The organism is Escherichia sp. E10V10 (assembly GCF_004211985.1).
In the GTDB taxonomy this organism is placed as follows: Bacteria; Pseudomonadota; Gammaproteobacteria; order Enterobacterales; family Enterobacteriaceae; genus Escherichia.
On sequence record NZ_RHJO01000030.1, the window covers coordinates 1 to 22,590 of the forward strand.

At 53.9% G+C, this 22,590-nt stretch carries 20 protein-coding genes and 1 riboswitch; of the genes, 10 read left to right on the forward strand and 10 right to left on the reverse strand.

Annotation, left to right across the window (positions count from 1 at the left end):
- Window positions 1-331 precede the first annotated feature (331 nt).
- Both purH and purD read left to right on the forward strand, forming a co-directional pair.
- Window positions 332-1,921, forward strand: a complete 1,590-nt coding sequence (gene purH / locus D9736_RS21530) for a bifunctional phosphoribosylaminoimidazolecarboxamide formyltransferase/IMP cyclohydrolase (protein WP_001187551.1) — start codon at window positions 332-334, stop codon at window positions 1,919-1,921.
- An 11-nt stretch (window positions 1,922-1,932) separates the two neighbouring features.
- Complete coding sequence (gene purD / locus D9736_RS21535; protein ID WP_130259132.1) at window positions 1,933-3,222, forward strand: phosphoribosylamine--glycine ligase; 1,290 nt, start codon at window positions 1,933-1,935, stop codon at window positions 3,220-3,222.
- Here purD and zraR read toward each other — a convergent pair.
- On the reverse strand, window positions 3,219-4,544 hold the full coding sequence (zraR, locus tag D9736_RS21540; protein ID WP_130259133.1) for a sigma-54-dependent response regulator transcription factor ZraR: 1,326 nt from the start codon (window positions 4,542-4,544) through the stop codon (window positions 3,219-3,221). The genes purD and zraR overlap by 4 nt on opposite strands.
- Window positions 4,541-5,938 carry a two-component system sensor histidine kinase ZraS gene (zraS, locus tag D9736_RS21545; protein WP_130259134.1) on the reverse strand — a complete coding sequence of 466 codons (1,398 nt, stop codon included), beginning with the start codon at window positions 5,936-5,938 and terminating at the stop codon, window positions 4,541-4,543. Before zraS ends, zraR begins: the two co-directional genes overlap by 4 nt.
- Before the next feature lie 237 nt (window positions 5,939-6,175).
- Here zraS and zraP point away from each other — a divergent pair, with 237 nt between their 5' ends.
- Window positions 6,176-6,604, forward strand: a complete 429-nt coding sequence (gene zraP, locus D9736_RS21550; RefSeq protein ID WP_130222640.1) for a zinc resistance sensor/chaperone ZraP — start codon at window positions 6,176-6,178, stop codon at window positions 6,602-6,604.
- A gap of 1 nt (window position 6,605) precedes the next feature.
- On the opposite strand, the gene D9736_RS21555 is transcribed toward zraP, so the two are convergent.
- From D9736_RS21555 to nudC, 6 genes are all read right to left on the reverse strand, one after another.
- Entirely contained in the window at window positions 6,606-7,301 is a 696-nt protein-coding gene (locus tag D9736_RS21555) for a DUF1481 domain-containing protein (RefSeq protein ID WP_032147960.1), read from the reverse strand.
- Between the two features lie 12 nt (window positions 7,302-7,313).
- Window positions 7,314-7,586, reverse strand: coding sequence for a nucleoid-associated protein HU-alpha (gene hupA / locus D9736_RS21560; protein WP_001044513.1), 273 nt, complete (start codon window positions 7,584-7,586; stop codon window positions 7,314-7,316).
- Window positions 7,587-7,772: 186 nt separating this feature from the next.
- Window positions 7,773-8,363: a YjaG family protein gene (locus D9736_RS21565; protein WP_000940106.1), complete on the reverse strand. Its 591-nt coding sequence runs from the start codon at window positions 8,361-8,363 to the stop codon at window positions 7,773-7,775.
- A 42-nt stretch (window positions 8,364-8,405) separates the two neighbouring features.
- Window positions 8,406-9,077 (reverse strand): deoxyribonuclease V, encoded by a 672-nt coding sequence (gene nfi, locus D9736_RS21570; protein WP_130259135.1) that lies wholly within the window; start codon window positions 9,075-9,077, stop codon window positions 8,406-8,408.
- 9 nt (window positions 9,078-9,086) lie between these two features.
- Window positions 9,087-10,151, reverse strand: coding sequence for a uroporphyrinogen decarboxylase (gene hemE / locus D9736_RS21575; RefSeq protein WP_130259136.1), 1,065 nt, complete (start codon window positions 10,149-10,151; stop codon window positions 9,087-9,089).
- A 39-nt stretch (window positions 10,152-10,190) separates the two neighbouring features.
- Window positions 10,191-10,964 carry an NAD(+) diphosphatase gene (gene nudC / locus D9736_RS21580; RefSeq protein WP_130259137.1) on the reverse strand — a complete coding sequence of 258 codons (774 nt, stop codon included), beginning with the start codon at window positions 10,962-10,964 and terminating at the stop codon, window positions 10,191-10,193.
- A 94-nt stretch (window positions 10,965-11,058) separates the two neighbouring features.
- Here nudC and D9736_RS21585 point away from each other — a divergent pair, with 94 nt between their 5' ends.
- The 7 genes from D9736_RS21585 (at window position 11,059) to thiH (ending at window position 17,132) form a co-directional block, all read left to right on the forward strand.
- Window positions 11,059-11,535 carry an Rsd/AlgQ family anti-sigma factor gene (locus D9736_RS21585; protein WP_064530412.1) on the forward strand — a complete coding sequence of 159 codons (477 nt, stop codon included), beginning with the start codon at window positions 11,059-11,061 and terminating at the stop codon, window positions 11,533-11,535.
- A gap of 51 nt (window positions 11,536-11,586) precedes the next feature.
- Window positions 11,587-11,687, forward strand: a riboswitch (TPP riboswitch).
- An 80-nt stretch (window positions 11,688-11,767) separates the two neighbouring features.
- Window positions 11,768-13,663 (forward strand): phosphomethylpyrimidine synthase ThiC, encoded by a 1,896-nt coding sequence (gene thiC / locus D9736_RS21590; protein WP_130259138.1) that lies wholly within the window; start codon window positions 11,768-11,770, stop codon window positions 13,661-13,663.
- Entirely contained in the window at window positions 13,663-14,298 is a 636-nt protein-coding gene (gene thiE, locus D9736_RS21595) for a thiamine phosphate synthase (RefSeq protein ID WP_130259142.1), read from the forward strand. Before thiC ends, thiE begins: the two co-directional genes overlap by 1 nt.
- Window positions 14,291-15,046 carry a thiazole biosynthesis adenylyltransferase ThiF gene (thiF, locus tag D9736_RS21600; protein ID WP_130259139.1) on the forward strand — a complete coding sequence of 252 codons (756 nt, stop codon included), beginning with the start codon at window positions 14,291-14,293 and terminating at the stop codon, window positions 15,044-15,046. Before thiE ends, thiF begins: the two co-directional genes overlap by 8 nt.
- Window positions 15,030-15,230, forward strand: a complete 201-nt coding sequence (gene thiS, locus D9736_RS21605; RefSeq protein ID WP_001166236.1) for a sulfur carrier protein ThiS — start codon at window positions 15,030-15,032, stop codon at window positions 15,228-15,230. Before thiF ends, thiS begins: the two co-directional genes overlap by 17 nt.
- A gap of 1 nt (window position 15,231) precedes the next feature.
- Window positions 15,232-16,002, forward strand: a complete 771-nt coding sequence (gene thiG / locus D9736_RS21610) for a thiazole synthase (RefSeq protein ID WP_052920584.1) — start codon at window positions 15,232-15,234, stop codon at window positions 16,000-16,002.
- Window positions 15,999-17,132, forward strand: a complete 1,134-nt coding sequence (gene thiH / locus D9736_RS21615) for a 2-iminoacetate synthase ThiH (RefSeq protein ID WP_130259140.1) — start codon at window positions 15,999-16,001, stop codon at window positions 17,130-17,132. Before thiG ends, thiH begins: the two co-directional genes overlap by 4 nt.
- Before the next feature lie 406 nt (window positions 17,133-17,538).
- Here the strand turns inward: thiH and D9736_RS21620 are convergent, their stop codons facing one another.
- Entirely contained in the window at window positions 17,539-18,078 is a 540-nt protein-coding gene (locus D9736_RS21620) for a stationary phase growth adaptation protein (RefSeq protein ID WP_130259141.1), read from the reverse strand.
- A 213-nt stretch (window positions 18,079-18,291) separates the two neighbouring features.
- A complete protein-coding gene (rpoC, locus tag D9736_RS21625; RefSeq protein WP_000653944.1) occupies window positions 18,292-22,515 on the reverse strand; it encodes a DNA-directed RNA polymerase subunit beta' in 4,224 nt (1,407 codons plus the stop codon).
- Window positions 22,516-22,590: the final 75 nt, after the last annotated feature.

The following is a 22,590-nucleotide window of genomic DNA, read 5'->3' on the forward strand; positions in this document are numbered from 1 at the left end:
TGGAGGCGCATTATAGGGAGTTCTCCGTAGGCCGCAATAGAAAAATTGCAAAAAAATGACTGACTGCTGCATTCCCCAGCAAAACCCCGCTTTATACCTTTTTACGCACAGAGTTATCCACAATCATCAATGTGATTTCTGTATTTTTCCCACGGTAACCACTGTCAAAATTGTGATCGCCATTGAAAGAGAAAAATTCGCGAGCGTTGCGCAAACGTTTTCGTTACAATGCGGGCGAAAAATAAGGATGCCCCGTTAGGGGCGTTAGCTGAGTTTTTCGCGAAAAATTCAGCTAACGCTCTCTGTAATAGTCAAATCCAGGGGATTTACCATGCAACAACGTCGTCCAGTCCGCCGCGCTCTGCTCAGTGTTTCTGACAAAGCCGGTATCGTCGAATTCGCCCAGGCACTTTCCGCACGCGGTGTGGAGCTGCTGTCTACAGGGGGCACTGCCCGTCTGTTAGCAGAAAAAGGTCTGCCGGTAACCGAAGTTTCCGATTACACCGGTTTCCCGGAGATGATGGATGGACGCGTGAAGACCCTGCATCCGAAAGTACATGGTGGCATTCTGGGCCGTCGCGGCCAGGACGATGCCATTATGGAAGAACATCAGATCCAGCCTATCGATATGGTAGTTGTTAACCTGTATCCGTTCGCCCAGACCGTTGCTCGTGAAGGCTGCTCGCTGGAAGATGCGGTTGAGAACATCGATATCGGCGGCCCGACCATGGTGCGCTCCGCCGCTAAGAACCATAAAGATGTCGCAATCGTGGTGAAGAGCAGCGACTACGACGCCATTATTAAAGAGATGGATGCCAACGAAGGATCGCTGACGCTTGCAACCCGTTTCGACCTCGCCATCAAAGCCTTCGAACACACTGCCGCCTACGACAGCATGATTGCCAACTACTTCGGCAGCATGGTTCCGGCTTACCACGGTGAAAGCAAAGAAGCCGCCGGTCGCTTCCCACGCACGCTGAACCTGAACTTCATTAAGAAGCAGGATATGCGTTACGGCGAGAACAGCCACCAGCAGGCTGCCTTCTATATAGAAGAGAATGTGAAAGAAGCCTCCGTTGCTACCGCAACCCAGGTTCAGGGTAAGGCCCTCTCTTATAACAACATCGCCGATACCGATGCGGCGCTGGAGTGCGTGAAAGAGTTCGCCGAGCCGGCATGTGTGATTGTGAAGCATGCCAACCCTTGCGGCGTGGCTATCGGCAATTCCATTCTTGATGCTTACGATCGCGCGTACAAAACCGACCCAACCTCCGCATTCGGCGGCATTATCGCCTTTAACCGCGAGCTGGATGCGGAAACCGCACAGGCCATTATTTCTCGTCAGTTTGTCGAAGTGATTATTGCGCCGTCCGCCAGCGAAGAAGCCCTGAAAATCACCGCCGCCAAACAGAACGTTCGCGTCCTGACCTGCGGTCAGTGGGGCGAGCGTGTTCCGGGTCTTGATTTCAAACGCGTGAACGGCGGTTTGCTGGTTCAGGATCGTGACCTGGGGATGGTCGGCGCGGAAGAACTGCGCGTCGTCACCAAACGCCAGCCGACCGAACAGGAACTGCGTGATGCGCTGTTCTGCTGGAAAGTGGCGAAGTTCGTGAAATCCAACGCTATCGTCTATGCCAAAAACAATATGACCATCGGTATTGGCGCGGGCCAGATGAGCCGCGTGTACTCCGCGAAAATCGCCGGTATTAAAGCTGCCGATGAAGGTCTGGAAGTGAAAGGTTCCTCGATGGCTTCTGACGCGTTCTTCCCGTTCCGCGACGGTATTGATGCCGCCGCCGCTGCGGGCGTGACCTGCGTAATCCAGCCTGGCGGTTCTATCCGTGATGACGAAGTGATTGCCGCCGCCGACGAGCACGGTATTGCGATGCTCTTCACCGACATGCGCCACTTCCGCCATTAATGGAGCGACAGATGAAAGTATTAGTGATTGGTAACGGCGGGCGCGAGCACGCGCTGGCCTGGAAAGCGGCCCAGTCGCCGCTGGTTAAGACCGTCTTTGTCGCACCGGGTAACGCAGGCACTGCGCTGGAACCCGCGCTACAGAACGTCGATATCGGCGTGACCGATATCCCGGCGCTGCTGGATTTCGCACAAAACGAAAAGATCGATCTGACCATCGTCGGCCCGGAAGCGCCGCTGGTGAAAGGCGTGGTTGATACCTTCCGCGCCGCCGGGCTGAAAATCTTCGGCCCAACCGCAGATGCCGCGCAACTGGAAGGTTCGAAAGCGTTTACCAAAGATTTCCTGGCCCGCCATAAGATCCCTACGGCGGAATACCAGAACTTCACCGAGGTAGAACCTGCGCTGGCGTATCTGCGTGAGAAAGGCGCGCCAATCGTCATTAAAGCTGACGGTCTGGCTGCCGGGAAAGGCGTTATCGTGGCGATGACGCAGGAAGAAGCGGAAGCGGCTGTTCACGATATGCTGGCAGGCAACGCTTTTGGCGACGCGGGTCATCGCATCGTTATCGAAGAGTTCCTCGATGGCGAAGAAGCGAGCTTTATCGTGATGGTGGACGGCGAGCATGTGCTACCGATGGCCACCAGCCAGGATCACAAACGCGTAGGCGATAAAGATACCGGGCCAAACACTGGCGGAATGGGCGCTTACTCTCCTGCGCCGGTAGTGACCGATGAAGTTCATCAGCGCACGATGGAACGTATCATCTGGCCAACCGTGAAAGGCATGGCGGCGGAAGGCAACACCTACACCGGTTTTCTCTATGCGGGCCTGATGATCGACAAACAGGGCAATCCGAAGGTTATCGAATTTAACTGCCGCTTTGGCGATCCGGAAACCCAGCCGATTATGCTGCGCATGAAGTCCGATCTGGTTGAACTGTGCCTGGCGGCCTGTGAAGGCAAGCTGGATGAGATAACATCCGAGTGGGATGAACGTGCTGCGCTCGGCGTGGTGATGGCTGCGGGTGGATATCCGGGCGATTACCGCACCGGCGATGTGATCCACGGCCTGCCGCTGGAAGAAGTGTCTGACGGCAAAGTGTTCCACGCGGGTACGAAACTGGCGGATGACGAGCAGGTAGTGACCAGCGGCGGGCGCGTACTGTGCGTCACCGCGCTGGGTCATACCGTGGCAGAAGCGCAGAAACGCGCTTATGCCTTAATGACCGATATCCATTGGGACGACTGCTTCTGCCGGAAAGATATCGGCTGGCGCGCTATCGAACGCGAGCAGAACTAACGCGACAGTTTTGCCAATAGCGTTTTACGCGTGATCCCTAACTGACGGGCGGCTTCGGTTTTGTTGCCGCCCGTTTTCTCCAGTGCCGCCAGAATCACCTCTTTTTCCACTTCCACCAGCGGCTGAATATCCTGACTTTGCGCCAGCGGGATCGGCGTACTGGCAATCGCCAGCGGCAGCTCGCGTTCGGAAATATATTCCCCGGTCAGTAGCACCACCGCCCGTTCCACCGCGTTTTCCAGTTCACGAATATTTCCCGGCCAGTCGTAATGAATCAGCAGATCCATCGCCTGGGGCGTAAAGCCTTTTACCGCCTTGCGATTACGCTCGGCAAAGCGCTGAAGAAAATGGCCAGCCAGCAGAGGGATATCTTCCCGCCGCTGACGCAGCGACGGTACTTCAATCGCCACCACGTTCAGGCGATAGTAGAGATCCTGGCGAAAACGCCCGGCATTTACCTCTGCGGCAAGATCGCGATGGGTCGCCGCAATCAGCCGGACATCAACCGAGATAGTCTGGTTGCTGCCGACACGTTGCACTTCGCGCTCCTGAATCGCACGCAGCAGACGAACCTGCATCATCGGTGAGATATCGCCAATTTCATCGAGAAACAGCGTGCCGCCGTCCGCCTCAACAAAGCGCCCTTCTCGCCGTTTGTCGGCTCCGGTAAACGCCCCTTTTTCGTGACCGAACAATTCAGATTCCAGCAAGGATTCGTTGAGCGCCGCGCAGTTAAGCGTTACCAGCGGTTTTTCGCTACGTGCGCTACTGGCGTGAATCGCCCTGGCGACCAGCTCTTTACCGGTGCCGGAATCGCCGTGGATCAGCACCGTGGCTTCCGATGGCGCGACGAGGGCGATTTCACTGAGCAGGTGTTGCATCGCCGGGCTTTTACCGACCATACCGAACTGGCTGGCAGTCACCGCAGGTGTTTCAGCATCAATACTGTGCGTATGCGCGAGCGCCTTTTCCAGCGTCGCCTGCAGGTTATCGAAATCCAGCGGCTTGATGAGATAATCCAGCGCCCCGGTTTTCAGTGCCTCTACCGCCGTCTCGACGCTGGAGTAAGCGGTCATAATCAGTACCGGAATCGCCGGGTTTAACGTTTTGATCTCTTTTAGCGTGGCAATGCCGTCCATCTCCGCCATTCGCACATCGCAAAGCACAAGATCAAAAACCTGTTCCCGCACCTGCTCCAGCGCCTGTCGCCCGCTGTTCGCCAGCGCGACGTTATAGCCCCAGCCGCGCAGCAATGCCTGCAAAATAGTGCAGTGGCTAATGTCATCATCCACCACCAGAATATCGATATTATCGTGCGTCATCCTTGTGGGTCCTTACGCGTAATATTGACCGGAAGCCAGAGGGTGAACGTTGCGCCTTTTCCCTCCTGGCTTGCGACCTGAATTGTACCACCGTGTTGTTCAACAATATTATGCACGACCGCCAGCCCCAGCCCGGTGCCTTCGGCTTTGGTGGTGAAGTACGGGGTGAAGATAGCTTCAAGCTGATCCGCCGCAATTCCCTTACCGCTATCAGTAACGCTAATTTTCACGCCTGCGCCGCTTTCGCTGGCCGTCACGCTAATCACGCCATGCTGACCAATCGCCTGAATAGCATTGAGATAGAGATTCAACAGGACTTGGGTCAATCGGTCCGGGTCTGCCTGAATTTCCGGTAATGTGTCGTTGGCGGTAAAGCGTAACTGGATCTCCCGGCTGTTTGCATCCTGGCTTACCAGCTGTAATGAGTGGTTAATCAGAGTGTTGAGATCCACCGCCTGCAAAGCCAGATGCGTTGGTTTAACCAGTTCCAGCAGCTCGCTTACCACGCGGTTTAAACGGTCGGCTTCTTTCGCCATCACCTGCGCCAGTTGATGCGCTTCTCCCCCTGCTGGCGCGCGTTCGGCAAAGTATTTCGCCAGCCCTTTAATCGAGGAAAGTGGGTTACGGATTTCGTGGGCAACGCCTGCCGCCAGATGCCCCAGCGCCACCAGCTTTTCTTTGCGCTTCATCTCATCCTGTAGAAGCTGGCGCGAGCGCAGATAGCGGCGATACCAGAAGAATGACAACACGCTTGCCAGCAAGACCGTCGCCAGGGCGAAGAGGATAATCAGGGTATTGCGCTTTTCCCCACTCTGGGTTGCAACCAGATCGCTGGCGTCAACGGCGATGAAAATAGCCTGTTGTGCTTCTGCCTGTGGCACAGCTTTGCCGTTACAGCGCGGCATATTGTGCATACCATGCCGCCAGGGCGATGACATTGGCTGGAACAAACGATAGACCTCAAGCGCAGGCGCAGTTTCCGCTTTCTCAAGCAGTCGCCAGCGGGAGTTTTCCTCTGGCTTTAACTGCTGCATTTCATCCGGCGAATAGAGTGCACGCCCAACCATTTCGGGGTTACTGTGAAGAATAATGATGCCCTGTGCATCGGTGACCGCAAACCACAACACCCCAGGCTGGCCAGCCATCTCTTCCAGAAGCGCCTGTTGCTGCACATGGTGCATTCGCATCCCCATCCCTACGCGGCTTCCTGACTCCAGAGCGCGAATGAGCACATTACCTTTTTCCAGTAATGCCTGACGGTCAGCCTCGCTTGCCCGCCCATAATCACGAATCACCGTCACCGCAAACAATCCCACCAGCCCAACAATGACAATGGGGAGGATCGTGCTTAACCATTTGGCTAAGGTGTCTTTTGAACGTTGCATAAAACGTATCTTCTTCTTTGTCTGTTCATCCCTTTTTGACAGCAGAAATCATGCCATCTTTTAGCAGCGCTTACCCTGCGCTGTAACACAAAGACTTAAGTTTCAATGAGTAAAAATGACTCGCCACCCACAGCAGGCGAGTCATTTTTACTCGTTTATCATGCCAGATTACCCGTCATATCAGCGTTTCGTTGTTGGCACGAAAGATGCAATACCCAAAGTAAGACAACCACTGGAGGATTAACCATGAAACGGAACACGAAAATTGCCCTGGTGATGATGGCGCTTTCAGCAATGGCGATGGGATCGACATCTGCATTTGCTCACGGCGGACACGGGATGTGGCAACAAAATGCCGCGCCTTTGACCAGCGAACAACAGACAGCGTGGCAGAAAATCCATAATGACTTTTACGCTCAAAGCAGCGCACTGCAACAGCAACTGGTGACGAAGCGTTATGAATACAATGCCCTGTTAGCCGCGAACCCACCGGATAGCAGCAAAATTAACGCGGTCGCCAAAGAGATGGAGGCTTTGCGTCAGTCGTTAGATGAGTTACGGGTGAAACGGGATATTGCGATGGCTGAAGCGGGTATTCCGCGCGGTACCGGAATGGGCATGGGTTACAGCGGCTGCGGTGGTGGTGGCGGTCATATGGGAATGGGCCACTGGTAAATCAGAACGTTTTCTCGTTGGGTTGCCAGCGACAGAAATCAGAGTTTGCCACTAACAGTAATTGCGAACCTTCGGGCGCTTCCAGCCATGCCACGCTGACATCAACAGAAGAGCGGCTCTGGCGGCGCTCGATATGCGCTATCGCCTGCGAATCTAAATCAGGTTTAATGGTTTGCCCTTCGCAGGTGGTCACGGTCTGTTCCATCGCATGCCAGCGCCCCTGACGCAGCACGACTCTCCCCTGACGTAAGGCATCGCTAATCTGGCGGATTTGGTCAGCACGATAACGATATAAATCAATTTGGTCGTTAGAAAGCTGCTGCTTTTCCCCGTCGGATTCACGTTGCATAAAGCTCAGATCGCCGCGATCGTCAAAACGCGCGCGAATATTCACCGGCGGTTTGCTGTAAACATTGATATTGATAAGCGTGAGGTTATCGCCCTGCCAGCGATACTCTCGCGTCGTGGTATCGCCATTGCGCCACGGGCTAAATACAGCAAGCAGATGGACATTATCGCCGCTGTCTTTTCGCCAGATGCGTACCGCGCCCTGATCTTCAGCAAATCCACTGGCGGTAAAGGGAGGAAGTGAGGAGTTATGGCTACAAGCAGTAAGAAACAGCGCGCCTGCCAGCATCAATGAGCGACGCCAGAAAGACAAAAGGGGTGAAACCACCCCTTCGTTAAAACTGTTCACTGCCACGCAATCTTACTTAACTGCGTCTTTCAGTGCCTTGCCAGAAACAAATGCCGGTACGTTCGCAGCGGCGATTTTGATTTCTTTACCGGTCTGCGGGTTGCGGCCAGTACGCTCAGCGCGGTGGTTCACTTTGAAGGTACCGAAACCAACCAGTTGTACAGCATCGCCTTCTTTCAGAGACTCAGTAATTGCAGCCAGAGTGGACTCCAGAGCAGCTTTAGCCTGGGTTTTGGACAGTTCTGCTTTCTCTGCAATTACATCAATCAGTTGAGTCTTGTTCATAAGTTATCCTTACAATGTGTTTATCGCTTGCTAAGCATCGAGTGCGACGGAAATGCCAGAATAGCACTCTCCTGCATACACGCACCGATAGCCACTTTTTTTCGCCCCCCAAATGTAGACCAGACGGGGGGCGAAAGGGAAGACTCCAGGTACGACAAATCAGGCGTTAATTCACGTTTTCTGGTCTTATTGCTGAAAAATTATACCAATATTGCTCTCACCCGCCTCACGCAGGTCTGCTCTAAGCCCTTTTATCAGCTCGATATCACGTTCTTCGCACTCGGCTAAAAGTCGGAATATTTCCCACTGAATGTCCCATTCTTGCTCTACAGCTGGGTTTTCTTTGAGCTCTTCATCGCTCATTTCGCGACCAGCCTGAGTCATTTCCAACATCGCCACGGTAGTGATGGAGGTCTTACTCACTTCCACCGCGTGTTCGAGCGTTTCACCACTCAAACGCGAATGGACCAGTTCACTTAATGCCACGCAGGCATCAATTGCCGGATAAACACCGTACAGATCGAAATCGTCGGCTGACGGGATCGCTTCTTCAAATTTCTCCAGTTGGCTGTCGAAATTCACTTTTGCGTCTTTGACGGTCAGTGTTTCCCAGATGAGATCGAGAATGCGGCGATAAATTTGCCCATCACCAAAACCAGTTTGCTGGCAGAACATGGCGTAATTGGGGTACATGCGTTCACATAAGCAAGCCATGAAAGTGACGTGCTGCCAGCTTTCCAGGCGCTCCAGACGCAGATGAATCGGGTTTTGTAACATGTTGAGTTCTCAAATACGGAAATTATCCGCAGTTTACCTGAATTAGGGCTGATTTGCTGTATAGCGCACGAACGCCGGACGTTCCGAGGCCACCGCGTCCGCCCAGCGTGTTGGCTCCGGCAGGCGATAGCCTTTCATGCAGCGTTGTACCCACGCCAGCGCGCTATCCACACTGACCCGATGGCCGGTAGAAATAAACAGAGGGTTACAGCGCGCTTTGCTGCGCCAGACCCAAGCCAGCTGCTCGCCTTTATCCATCAGCGGGGCCAGTGCGCCCGGTTCGCTGGAGAGCGGTTCGAATTTACCGCAGAGCCGTTTTTTCGCTACGCCAATGGTCGGCACATCCACCAATAAGCCAAAATGGCTGGCGACGCCAAGACGGCGAGGATGCGAGATCCCGTGACCATCGACAAACACTAAATCCGGCTTTTGCGACAGCATCTCCCACGCGGCCAGCAGCGCAGGATATTCGCGGAAGGAAAGAAAACCTGGAATGTAAGGCATGGTAGTAGCGATGCGGGCCACTTTATACTCCACCAGCTCAAGCGAGGGGTATTTCAGCAGCACCATCGCCGCTCGCGTCACTTCTCCGCCCTGCTCAAACCCGACATCGGCTCCGGCGATCAGATCCGGCGGATCTTTATCGAGTCGATCCTCGCGGATCACAGAAGAAGCTAGTTCAAGTTGTTGAGCGCGTAATGACGCGAGATCCATAACCACTCCTTACTGATGATAAGGCGCAGACAGGCGATGCACTGCCTCCACAAATACGCCAGCATGTTCTGGCGGCACATCCTGATGGATACCGTGGCCGAGGTTAAAGACGTGGCCTTCACCGTGACCGAAACCGGCAAGGATTGTCGCCACTTCTTCTTCAATACGGGCAGGCGGCGCGTACAACATTGACGGGTCCATATTGCCCTGCAGCGCGACTTTATCACCCACGCGGCGGCGTGCATCGGCGATGTCCGTTGTCCAGTCGAGGCCCAGCGCATCGCAACCGGTTTCTGCCATGGCTTCCAGCCACTGTCCGCCACCTTTGGTAAACAGCGTGACCGGTACGCGGCGACCGTCGTTTTCACGCAGTAAACCATCAACAATTTTATGCATGTAATAGAGCGAGAACTGTTGATAATCGCGCCCGGTTAGCACGCCGCCCCAGGTGTCGAAAATCATCACTGCCTGAGCACCGGCTTTAATCTGCGCATTCAGGTACAGAGTGACGCTTTTCGCCAGTTTATCGAGTAGCGCGTGCAGCGCCTGCGGATCGGCATACATCATTTTTTTGATCACGGTGAACGCTTTGCTGCTGCCGCCTTCCACCATATAGGTCGCCAGCGTCCACGGACTGCCGGAAAAACCAATCAGCGGCACTTCGCCTTTCAGTTCGCGACGAATGGTACGCACCGCGTTCATCACGTAACCCAGCTCATCTTCCGGGTCCGGAATTGGCAGTTTATCGACGTCGGCTTTGCTGGTGACTGGTGTGGTAAAACGCGGACCTTCTCCGGCTTCAAAATAGAGCCCTAACCCCATCGCGTCCGGCACGGTGAGGATATCGGAAAAGAGGATCGCCGCATCCAGCGGGTAGCGACGCAGCGGTTGCAAAGTCACTTCGCACGCCAGCTCGGCGTTTTTGCACAGCGACATAAAATCGCCCGCCTGGGCGCGCGTGGCTTTATATTCCGGTAGATAGCGGCCCGCCTGGCGCATCATCCATACTGGAGTGACATCAACGGGCTGGCGCAGCAGCGCCCGCAGATAACGATCGTTTTTAAGTTCGGTCATTTTGGCTGTTCCTTAGTGCGTCAGGCGGTCAGTGTATCATCACTCATACTCTGCCCGACACATCGCCACCGTATCTTCTATCAGACGGCGCGCTACGGTGCCGGGCGGCGGAAGTAACGGCAAATCGTCATAGCGATACCAGTTCGCCTCGAGCAATTCTTTCGGGTCGATCACGATCTCGCCGCTGTCATATTCCGCCATAAACGCGGTCATTAAAGACTGAGGAAACGGCCACGGCTGGGAAGTCACGTAACGCAAGTTTTTGACTTTGATGCCACTCTCTTCCATCACTTCCCGCGCGACTGCCTGTTCGAGGGTTTCGCCCACTTCGACGAATCCGGCGAGTACCGTATGGACACCGTTACGATGCCGGGTATGCTGAGCAAGTAGGATTGAATCATCGCGACGGATGGCAACGATAATGCAGGGAGCGATTTGTGGGTAGTAACGCTCACGGCAGTGGCTGCATAGCATCGCCCATTCGGTTTTGCTCGGATACATGTCATGCCCGCAGTAACCGCAGTATTTATGCGAGCGATAAAACTCCGCCAGTTGCACACCACGTCCGGCTAATTGAAACAGCCCGACATCCAGATCAATGACCTGGCGCACCGAGCCCATATCGTGACGGCGCTGCTGTTGCACTAGCCAAACAGGTTCTCCCTGCCATTCGCCGATTTGTTGTGCGCGCTGACCCACAAGATCGAAATTTGCCGCTTCGCCGTATGGTAATTCTCCCTTCGGCAACCATAATTTTTGTTCATGACTGACTACCCACCAGCCGTGATCTAATTTTTCAATTATACGATCCATAGCTCTTGCACTACCTTTGCATCACTGGCATGTTTAACATGGTTTTTACATTTCTCACTGAGCAGTTTTTGAATACAAACTTGCGGAGTCAATCATGCTTAACCAGCTCGATAACCTGACGGAGCACGTCAGAGGAAGTAACAAACTGGTTGATCGCTGGCTACATGTACGTAAGCATCTGCTCGTGGCTTACTACAATCTGGTTGGCATTAAGCCTGGCAAAGAATCGTACATGAGGCTGAATGAAAAAGCCCTTGATGATTTTTGCCAGAGTCTGGTCGACTACCTGTCTGCCGGACATTTCAGTATTTATGAACGCATTCTTCATAAACTGGAAGGCAACGGGCAACTCGCTCATGCCGCGAAGATTTGGCCGCAACTCGAAGCCAACACGCAACAGATTATGGATTACTACGATTCCAGCCTGGAAACCGCCATCGATCATGATAATTACCTTGAGTTTCAACAGGTTTTATCTGACATCGGCGAGGCACTGGAAGCGCGATTTGTGCTGGAAGATAAGTTGATTCTGCTGGTGCTTGACGCCGCCCGCGTCAAACATCCTGCTTGAGTTCTGCGCTGTTAACGCGTAATTTACATTCAACGCCCCGTTTGCGGGGCTAATTTCTTGTCGGAGTGCCTTAACTGGCTGAGACCGTTTATTCGGGATCCGCGGAACCTGATCAGGCTAATACCTGCGAAGGGAACAAGAGTTAATCTGCTATCGCATCGCCTTTGCGGCGATCGTCTCTTGCTTCATCCGTCGTCTGACAAGCCACGTCCTTAACTTTTTGGAATGAGCTATGTCTGCAACAAAACTGACCCGCCGCGAACAACGCGCCCGGGCCCAACATTTTATCGACACCCTGGAAGGCACCGCCTTTCCTAACTCAAAACGCATTTACATCACTGGTACACACCCCGGCGTGCGCGTGCCGATGCGTGAGATCCAGCTTAGCCTGACACTAATTGGCGGCAGCAAAGAACAGCCGCAGTACGAAGAAAACGAAGCGATTCCGGTCTATGATACCTCCGGCCCGTATGGCGATCCGCAAATCGCCATTAACGTTCAGCAAGGGCTGACCAAACTACGCCAGCCGTGGATCGATGCGCGCGGTGATACTGAAGAACTTACCGTGCGCAGTTCCGATTACACCAAAGCGCGGCTGGCAGATGATGGCCTCGACGAGCTGCGTTTTAGCGGCGTATTAACACCAAAACGCGCCAAAGCAGGACGCCGTGTCACACAACTGCACTACGCCCGCAAGGGTATCATCACACCGGAAATGGAGTTCATCGCCATCCGCGAGAATATGGGCCGCGAGCGCATCCGTAGCGAAGTTTTACGCCACCAGCATCCGGGAATGAGCTTTGGCGCACATCTGCCGGAAAATATCACTGCGGAATTTGTCCGTGATGAAGTCGCTGCCGGACGTGCGATTATCCCGGCTAACATTAATCATCCGGAATCGGAGCCGATGATTATCGGTCGCAACTTCCTGGTAAAAGTTAACGCCAATATCGGCAACTCGGCGGTCACCTCTTCCATCGAAGAAGAAGTGGAAAAGCTGGTATGGTCCACGCGCTGGGGAGCAGATACGGTGATGGATCTTTCCACCGGTCGCTATATTCACGAAACCCGCGAGTGGATTTTGCGTAACAGCCCGGTGCCGATCGGTACTGTGCCGATCTACCAGGCGCTGGAGAAAGTTAACGGGATCGCCGAAGATCTTACCTGGGAAGCGTTCCGCGACACGCTGCTGGAACAGGCCGAGCAAGGTGTGGATTACTTCACTATCCATGCGGGCGTGCTGCTGCGCTACGTGCCGATGACCGCGAAACGCCTGACCGGTATCGTCTCTCGCGGCGGTTCGATTATGGCGAAATGGTGCCTCTCCCATCATCAGGAAAATTTCCTCTATCAACACTTCCGCGAAATTTGTGAAATCTGTGCCGCTTATGACGTTTCGCTGTCGCTGGGCGACGGCCTGCGCCCCGGTTCTATTCAGGACGCCAACGATGAAGCGCAGTTTGCCGAGCTGCATACGCTGGGCGAACTGACCAAAATCGCCTGGGAATATGACGTGCAGGTGATGATTGAAGGCCCTGGGCATGTGCCGATGCAGATGATTCGCCGCAATATGACCGAGGAGTTAGAGCACTGCCACGAAGCGCCGTTTTACACTCTGGGGCCGCTAACTACCGATATTGCGCCGGGCTATGACCACTTCACGTCGGGGATTGGTGCGGCGATGATTGGCTGGTTTGGCTGCGCGATGCTCTGTTACGTAACGCCAAAAGAGCATCTGGGTCTGCCTAATAAAGAAGATGTTAAGCAGGGGCTTATCACCTATAAGATTGCCGCCCACGCCGCTGACCTGGCGAAAGGGCATCCGGGCGCGCAAATTCGCGATAACGCCATGTCGAAAGCCCGCTTTGAATTTCGCTGGGAAGACCAGTTTAATCTGGCCCTCGACCCGTTTACCGCTCGCGCTTATCACGATGAAACCCTGCCGCAAGAGTCCGGCAAAGTCGCCCATTTTTGCTCCATGTGTGGGCCGAAATTCTGCTCGATGAAAATCAGCCAGGAAGTACGTGATTACGCCGCCGCGCAAACCATTGAAGTGGGAATGGCGGATATGTCGGAGAACTTCCGCGCCAGAGGCGGAGAAATCTACCTGCGTAAGGAGGAAGCGTGATGTATCAGCCTGATTTTCCTCCTGTACCTTTTCGTTTAGGACTGTACCCGGTGGTGGACAGCGTACAGTGGATCGAACGTCTGTTGGATGCAGGCGTACGTACTCTCCAGCTACGCATCAAGGATCAACGCGATGAAGAAGTGGAAGCCGATGTCGTGGCGGCAATTGCGCTGGGCCGCCGCTATAACGCGCGATTGTTTATCAACGATTACTGGCGGCTGGCGATCAAGCATCAGGCGTATGGCGTCCATTTGGGGCAGGAAGATTTGCAAGCCACCGATCTCCACGCCATCTGCGCGGCAGGCCTGCGGCTGGGCGTTTCGACCCATGACGATATGGAGATCGACGTCGCGCTAGCAGCACATCCTTCTTATATCGCACTGGGACATGTATTCCCGACGCAAACCAAACAGATGCCTTCTGCACCGCAGGGGCTGGAACAACTGGCACGGCACATTGAGCGTCTGGCGGATTATCCCACCGTGGCGATTGGCGGTATCAGTCTGCCGCGCGCGCCTGCGGTGATGGCGACGGGTGTCGGCAGTATCGCCGTCGTCAGCGCCATTACTCAGGCCGCAGACTGGCGTTTGGCAACGGCACAGTTGCTGGAAATTGCAGGAGTTGGCGATGAATGACCGTGACTTTATGCGTTATAGCCGCCAAATCCTGCTCGACGATATCGCTCTTGACGGGCAGCAAAAACTGCTCGATAGCCAGGTGCTGATTATTGGTCTTGGCGGGCTGGGTACACCTGCTGCGCTGTACCTGGCGGGGGCTGGCGTCGGGACGCTGGTACTGGCAGATGACGACGATGTGCATTTAAGCAATCTGCAACGACAAATCCTCTTTACCACTGAAGATATCGATCGCCCGAAATCGCAGGTCAGCCAACAGCGACTGACACAGTTGAATCCCGATATTCAACTGACAGCATTACAACAACGGTTAACGGGTGAGGCGTTAAAAGATGCGGTTGCACAAGCCGATGTGGTGCTCGACTGTACTGACAATATGGCGACTCGCCAGGAGATTAATGCCGCTTGCGTGGCACTCAACACGCCGCTTATTACCGCCAGCGCGGTCGGATTTGGCGGTCAGTTGATGGTATTAACGCCGCCCTGGGAGCACGGTTGTTACCGCTGCCTGTGGCCGGATAACCAGGAGCCAGAACGCAACTGCCGCACGGCGGGCGTGGTTGGCCCGGTGGTCGGGGTTATGGGCACTTTGCAGGCACTGGAAGCAATTAAGTTATTGAGCGGTATAGAAACACCTGCGGGAGAACTCCGGCTGTTCGACGGTAAATCGAGCCAGTGGCGCAGCCTGGCGTTGCGCCGCGCTACAGGTTGCCCGGTATGCGGAGGACGCAATGCAGATCCTGTTTAACGATCAACCGATGCAGTGCGCCGCCGGACAAACGGTTCACGAGCTGCTGGAGCAGCTCAATCAACGCCAAGCGGGCGCGGCTCTGGCGATTAATCAGCAAATCGTCCCGCGTGAGCAGTGGACGCAACATATCGTGCAGGATGGCGACCAGATCCTGCTTTTTCAGGTTATTGCAGGGGGTTGAGATGTTACGTATTGCGGACAAAACGTTTGATTCACATCTTTTTACCGGCACAGGGAAATTCGCCTCTTCACAACTGATGGTGGAGGCGATCCGCGCTTGCGGCAGCCAACTGGTGACGCTGGCGATGAAACGTGTCGACTTGCGCCAGCACAACGACGCTATCCTCGAACCGCTTATCGCGGCGGGTGTGACCCTGCTGCCGAATACATCCGGGGCGAAAACCGCGGAAGAAGCCATTTTCGCCGCCCATCTGGCTCGTGAAGCGTTAGGCACAAACTGGCTAAAATTGGAGATTCACCCTGACGCCCGCTGGCTGTTGCCCGATCCCATCGAAACCCTGAAAGCCGCCGAAACGCTGGTACAACAGGGATTTGTCGTGCTGCCTTACTGCGGGGCCGATCCGGTATTGTGTAAACGTCTGGAAGAAGTCGGCTGTGCAGCGGTGATGCCGCTCGGCGCGCCGATTGGCTCGAATCAGGGACTGGAAACCCGTGCCATGCTGGAGATTATTATCCAGCAAGCCACTGTTCCGGTGGTCGTTGATGCTGGCATCGGCGTTCCCAGCCATGCCGCACAGGCGCTGGAAATGGGGGCCGACGCGGTGTTAGTGAATACAGCGATTGCCGTCGCGGACGATCCCGTCAACATGGCGAAGGCATTTCGTCTGGCAGTAGAAGCAGGCCTGCTGGCTCGTCAGTCCGGACCGGGCAGCCGCAGTCATTTTGCTCATGCCACCAGCCCGCTGACTGGATTTCTGGAGGCATCGGCATGAAAACCTTCAGCGATCGCTGGCGACAACTGGACTGGGACGACATCCGCCTGCGTATCAACGGCAAAACGGCTGCTGACGTAGAGCGAGCGCTAAATGCCTCGCAACTCACCCGCGACGATATGATGGCGCTGTTATCGCCAGCTGCCAGTGGCTATCTGGAACCAATGGCCCAACGGGCGCAGCGCCTGACCCGTCAGCGATTTGGCAACACAGTTAGTTTCTACGTCCCGCTTTATCTTTCCAATCTTTGCGCTAACGACTGCACGTACTGCGGATTTTCCATGAGCAATCGCATCAAGCGCAAAACGCTGGATGAAGCAGATATTGCCAGGGAAAGTGCCGCTATACGGGAGATGGGCTTTGAACATCTGCTATTAGTCACTGGTGAACATCAGGCGAAAGTGGGGATGGATTACTTTCGTCGTCATCTCCCTGCCCTGCGTGAACAGTTCTCTTCACTACAGATGGAAGTGCAACCGCTGGCGGAGGCGGAATATGCCGAACTAAAACAGCTTGGTCTCGATGGCGTGATGGTTTATCAGGAGACGTATCACGAGGCGACATATGCCCGCCATCATCTGAAAGGCAAAAAACAGGACTTCTTCTGGCGGCTGGAAACGCCGAATCGGCTGGGGTGTGCGGGAATTGATAAGATAGGCCTCGGCGCTCTGATCGGTCTTTCCGACAGCTGGCGCGTTGACTGCTATATGGTTGCCGAACATTTGCTATGGCTGCAACAGCATTACTGGCAAACCCGTTACTCTGTCTCCTTCCCGCGCCTGCGCCCGTGTACTGGCGGCATTGAGCCTGCGTCGATTATGGATGAACACCAGTTAGTGCAAACCATCTGCGCCTTCCGGCTGCTTGCACCGGAGATTGAACTGTCACTCTCCACGCGGGAATCATCGTGGTTTCGCGATCGAGTTATTCCGCTGGCAATCAATAACGTCAGCGCCTTCTCGAAAACGCAGCCAGGTGGCTATGCCGACAATCATCCCGAGCTGGAACAGTTCTCACCGCACGACGATCGCAGGCCGGAAGCGGTTGCTGCCGCGTTAACCGCTCGGGGCTTGCAGCCGGTATGGAAGGACTGGGACAGCTATCTGGGACGCGCCTCGCAAAGGCTATGAGACGGAATGTAAGAACGTAAATTTATTCCGAGCCGCTACGGAAGATGAAAAACGCAAGGTTGTTGAAAGCGTTGTGTTTTTTTATGGTAGTGCCGTCAGCAGGAATGTTGTCCAGGGCGAAAAGCTTCTTCCTCGTTTCGCCCTGCCTTTCTTAAAAATTCCGTAATGCATCTGAAGCCATCGCCTGTTGAGCAATGAAAGAGATCTGATTGTAAGAGAGTAAATACTCGACTATCATACAGACGAAAATAAGAACACATGTTCTCATCTTCCAGGATGTAGCAGACTGAAGAAATTCAGACATCCCGCAACCTGCGATTATCGCAAGGTCAAGGCAAAGTCCGGTAATGGCGTTCTGAATACCAGAGATAATTCTCTGGCGAAACCCACCTTAAGGTGGGTTTTGTTATTTTGAGGGCTGAGGAAGCTGCTTATTTCTCAATAAGTTGTAGGCAATGGTGAAAAATTTCACTGACTTACCTTTCTGTTTTTCAGAAATGGGATAAGCGCTCGTTATATGCAAACGAAGTTTTTTCTTTTCCCTGAAAGCCCTAAACGCAACAAAGTAAAATGCCTTGTCTCCTCCGTCTAAGTCCACCTCAATCACGGCATAGCTACCATACCCGGCATGAATAACATTGCTTTCTGGCAGCGCCAAAATGGTTCTTTTTAAGTGTGTGCGCGCTAAGTTATAACGGTGCTGGCAGAAGGGACGAGATTCTTTAGACGCGTGGTACATTAACGATTGTTTTTCTTCGTTCGTCTGATGTTCATAATCTTTTGTGAAGCAGTGAAGAGAGTAGGTAACCCAAAAGCGATACTCTAAAGGCTGTTTGCCCTCATGATGCTGAACGTAGACAGCCTGATGAGCATCAAGAAACGATAAATCACGAATATCACCATCCGGATGTCCAAAAGGTCGCCACTTCTCCACTTCCTGTTTCATTCTCGTTCCTTAAGAAAGTTACACAGGAATAGTATCGAATCCTTGCCGAGTTTGACTTAATTAGTTCAGTCAGTTTCAGGATATTAGCCATCTCTACATTGATTATGAGTATCCAGAAATTCATTAAATATTCTGACAAATGCTCTTCCCCTGAACTACACCCATAAAAAAAACCCGCCGAAGCGGGTTTTTACGTTATTTGCGGATTAACGATTACTCGTTATCAGAACCGCCCAGACCTGCGTTCAGCAGTTCTGCCAGGCTGGCAGATGCGTCTTCTGCAGTCACCTGCGGTGCAGCCGGAGCTTCACCCGCAGCACGGCGACGCATACGATCCTGGTGGTACGCGTAACCGGTACCTGCCGGGATCAGACGACCCACGATAACGTTCTCTTTCAGGCCGCGCAGTTCGTCGCGTTTGCCCGCAACGGCTGCTTCGGTCAGCACGCGAGTGGTCTCCTGGAACGATGCCGCGGAGATGAAGGACTCGGTTGCCAGAGACGCTTTGGTGATACCCAGCAGATCGCGGGAGTAAGTTGCACCCACTTTGCCGTTCGCTTCCAGTTCGCGGTTTGCGATCTTGACGCGAGAGTATTCAACCTGTTCGCCTTCCAGGAAGTCGGAGCTGCCCGCGTTAACGATGGTAGCTTTACGCAGCATCTGACGAACGATAACTTCGATGTGTTTATCGTTAATCTTAACGCCCTGCAGACGGTATACGTCCTGTACTTCGTTAACGATGTAACGAGTAACAGCATGAACACCACGCAGACGCAGAATGTCGTGCGGCGCTTCCGGACCGTCGGAAATTACGTCACCACGTTCTACACGTTCACCTTCGAACACGTTGAGCTGACGCCATTTCGGAATCATCTCTTCGTACGGATCGCTACCGTCTACCGGGGTGATAACCAGACGACGTTTACCTTTGGTTTCTTTACCGAAGGAAACGATACCGCTGATTTCAGCCAGGATTGCCGGCTCTTTCGGACGACGTGCTTCGAACAGGTCCGCAACGCGCGGCAGACCACCGGTGATGTCCTTGGTACCGCCGGATTCCTGCGGAATACGCGCCAGGGTGTCACCAGAGCTGATCTGTACGCCATCTTCCAGCTGAACAATCGCTTTACCCGGCAGGAAGTACTGCGCAGGCATATCGGTACCTGGGATCAGAACGTCGTTACCCTGAGCATCAACGATTTTCAGTGCCGGACGCAGATCTTTACCACCTGCGGTACGTTCTGCGGAATCCAGAACCACCAGCGAAGACAGACCTGTCAGTTCGTCGGTCTGACGCGTAATGGTCTGGCCGTCGATCATGTCAGTAAAGCGTACAAAACCGCTTACTTCGGTGATAACCGGCATGGTGTGCGGGTCCCAGTTTGCAACGGTTTCGCCGCCAGCAACCTGTTCGCCATCGCCTTTCGCCAGTACTGCACCGTAAGGTACTTTGTAGCTTTCTTTGGTACGACCGAATTCGTCGATCAGTTTCAGTTCGGTGTTACGGGAAGTGATAACCAGTTTACCGCTGGAGTTCACAACCGACTTCACGTTGCTGAGCTTGATGCTACCTTTGTTTTTCACCTGGATGCTGGATTCAGCAGCCGCACGAGATGCCGCACCACCGATGTGGAACGTACGCATGGTCAGCTGTGTACCCGGTTCACCGATGGACTGTGCCGCGATAACACCGATTGCTTCACCCTTGTTGATGATGTGGCCACGCGCCAGGTCACGACCGTAGCAGTGCGCACATACACCAAAGTCGGTGTCACAAGATACAACAGAACGTACTTTAACCGCGTCGACAGAGTTCTCTTCCAGCAGGTCACACCACTGTTCGTGCAGCAGCGTGTTGCGCGGAACGAGGATATCAGCAGTACCCGGCTTCAGAACGTCTTCAGCAGTTACACGACCCAGTACGCGATCGCGCAGCGGCTCTTTAACGTCACCACCTTCGATAACCGGAGTCATCATGATACCTTCATGGGTACCACAATCGTCTTCGGTAACCACCAGGTCCTGCGCCACGTCAACCAGACGACGAGTCAGGTAACCGGAGTTCGCAGTTTTCAGTGCGGTATCCGCCAGACCTTTACGAGCACCGTGGGTGGAGATGAAGTACTGGAGTACGTTCAGACCTTCACGGAAGTTCGCGGTGATTGGCGTTTCGATGATGGAGCCATCCGGCTTCGCCATCAGACCACGCATACCAGCAAGCTGACGAATCTGTGCCGCAGAACCACGCGCACCGGAGTCGGCCATCATGTAGATGCTGTTGAAGGAAACCTGCTTCTCTTCCTGACCGTCACGGTTAATAACGGTTTCAGTTTGCAGGTTATCCATCATCGCTTTGGATACACGATCGTTCGCCGCAGCCCAGATATCGATAACTTTGTTGTAGCGTTCGCCCGCAGTTACCAGACCAGACTGGAACTGCTCCTGAATTTCAGCAACTTCTGCTTCTGCCTCGGAGATGATTTCGTGTTTCTTCTCCGGGATGACCATGTCATCGATACCAACAGATGCACCAGAACGCGCTGCATATGCAAAGCCGGTGTACATGATCTGGTCCGCAAAAATAACGGTCGGTTTCAGACCGAGAATGCGGTAGCAGGTGTTCAGCATTTTGGAGATTGCTTTTTTACCCAGCGCCTGGTTGACGATGGAGTAAGGCAGACCTTTCGGTACAATCATCCACAGAATGGCACGGCCAACAGTCGTGTCTTTCAGGCTGGTTTTCGCTACTAATTCACCGTTTGCATCTTTTTCATACTCGGTGATACGCACTTTAACGCGCGCATGCAGAGAAGCCAGACCAGAGCGATACAGACGTTCTGCTTCTTTCGGGCCAGTCAGCACCATGCCTTCGCCTTTGGCGTTAACACAGTCACGGGTCATGTAGTACAGACCCAGTACAACGTCCTGAGACGGAACGATGATTGGTTCGCCGTTCGCCGGGGACAGGATGTTGTTGGTAGACATCATCAGCGCACGCGCTTCCAGCTGGGCTTCCAGCGTCAGCGGTACGTGAACAGCCATCTGGTCACCATCGAAGTCGGCGTTATATGCCGCACAAACCAGCGGGTGCAGCTGGATAGCTTTACCTTCGATCAGTACCGGTTCAAATGCCTGGATACCCAGACGGTGCAGAGTCGGTGCACGGTTCAGCAGTACCGGGTGTTCGCGGATAACTTCGTCCAGGATATCCCAAACGACAGCTTCTTCGCGCTCAACCATTTTCTTCGCAGCTTTAATGGTGGTAGCAAGACCACGCAGTTCCAGCTTGCCGTAGATGAACGGTTTGAACAGCTCCAGCGCCATTTTCTTCGGCAGACCGCACTGATGCAGACGCAGGTATGGACCTACGGTGATTACAGAACGACCGGAGTAGTCAACACGCTTACCGAGCAGGTTCTGACGGAAACGACCCTGTTTACCTTTGATCATGTCGGCCAAAGATTTCAGAGGACGCTTGTTAGAACCGGTGATTGCACGACCGCGACGACCGTTATCCAACAGGGCGTCTACCGCTTCCTGCAGCATACGTTTTTCGTTACGTACGATGATATCCGGCGCAGCCAGATCCAGCAGACGTTTCAGACGGTTGTTACGGTTAATGACGCGACGATACAGATCGTTCAGGTCAGAAGTCGCGAAACGACCACCATCCAGCGGAACCAGCGGACGCAGATCTGGCGGCAGTACCGGCAGAACGGTCAGGATCATCCACTCTGGTTTGTTACCAGACTGAACGAACGCTTCCAGCAGTTTGATACGCTTGGTCAGCTTTTTACGCTTGGTTTCGGAGTTGGTTTCGTTCAGCTCTTCACGCAGCTGTTCGCACTCTTGCTCCAGATCCATGCTCTTCAGCAGAGCCTGGATTGCTTCCGCACCCATTTTCGCGTCGAATTCGTCACCGAACTCTTCCAGCGCGTCCAGATACTGTTCTTCAGTCAGGATCTGCTGACGCTCCAGGTTGGTCATACCGCCTTCGATAACCACATAGGATTCAAAGTACAGTACGCGTTCGATATCGCGCAGCGGCATATCGAGCAGCAGGCCGATACGGGACGGCAGCGATTTCAGGAACCAGATGTGCGCAGTCGGAGAAGCCAGTTCGATGTGGCCCATACGCTCACGGCGTACTTTAGTCTGGGTCACTTCAACGCCGCACTTCTCACAGATGACGCCACGGTGTTTCAGGCGCTTGTACTTACCGCACAGGCACTCGTAATCTTTTACCGGCCCAAAGATACGGGCGCAGAAAAGGCCGTCACGTTCTGGTTTGAACGTACGGTAGTTGATGGTTTCCGGCTTTTTAACTTCACCGAAAGACCATGAACGGATCATGTCTGGCGAAGCCAGAGCAATTTTGATCGCATCAAACTCTTCGGTTTTAGTCTGCGCTTTCAGAAACTTTAATAAATCTTTCACGGATTTGCTCCCGTCGGAGTTAGCACAATCCGCTGCCGGGTTTTACCCCGACAGCAGTGACCTGTTTGAGCGAGA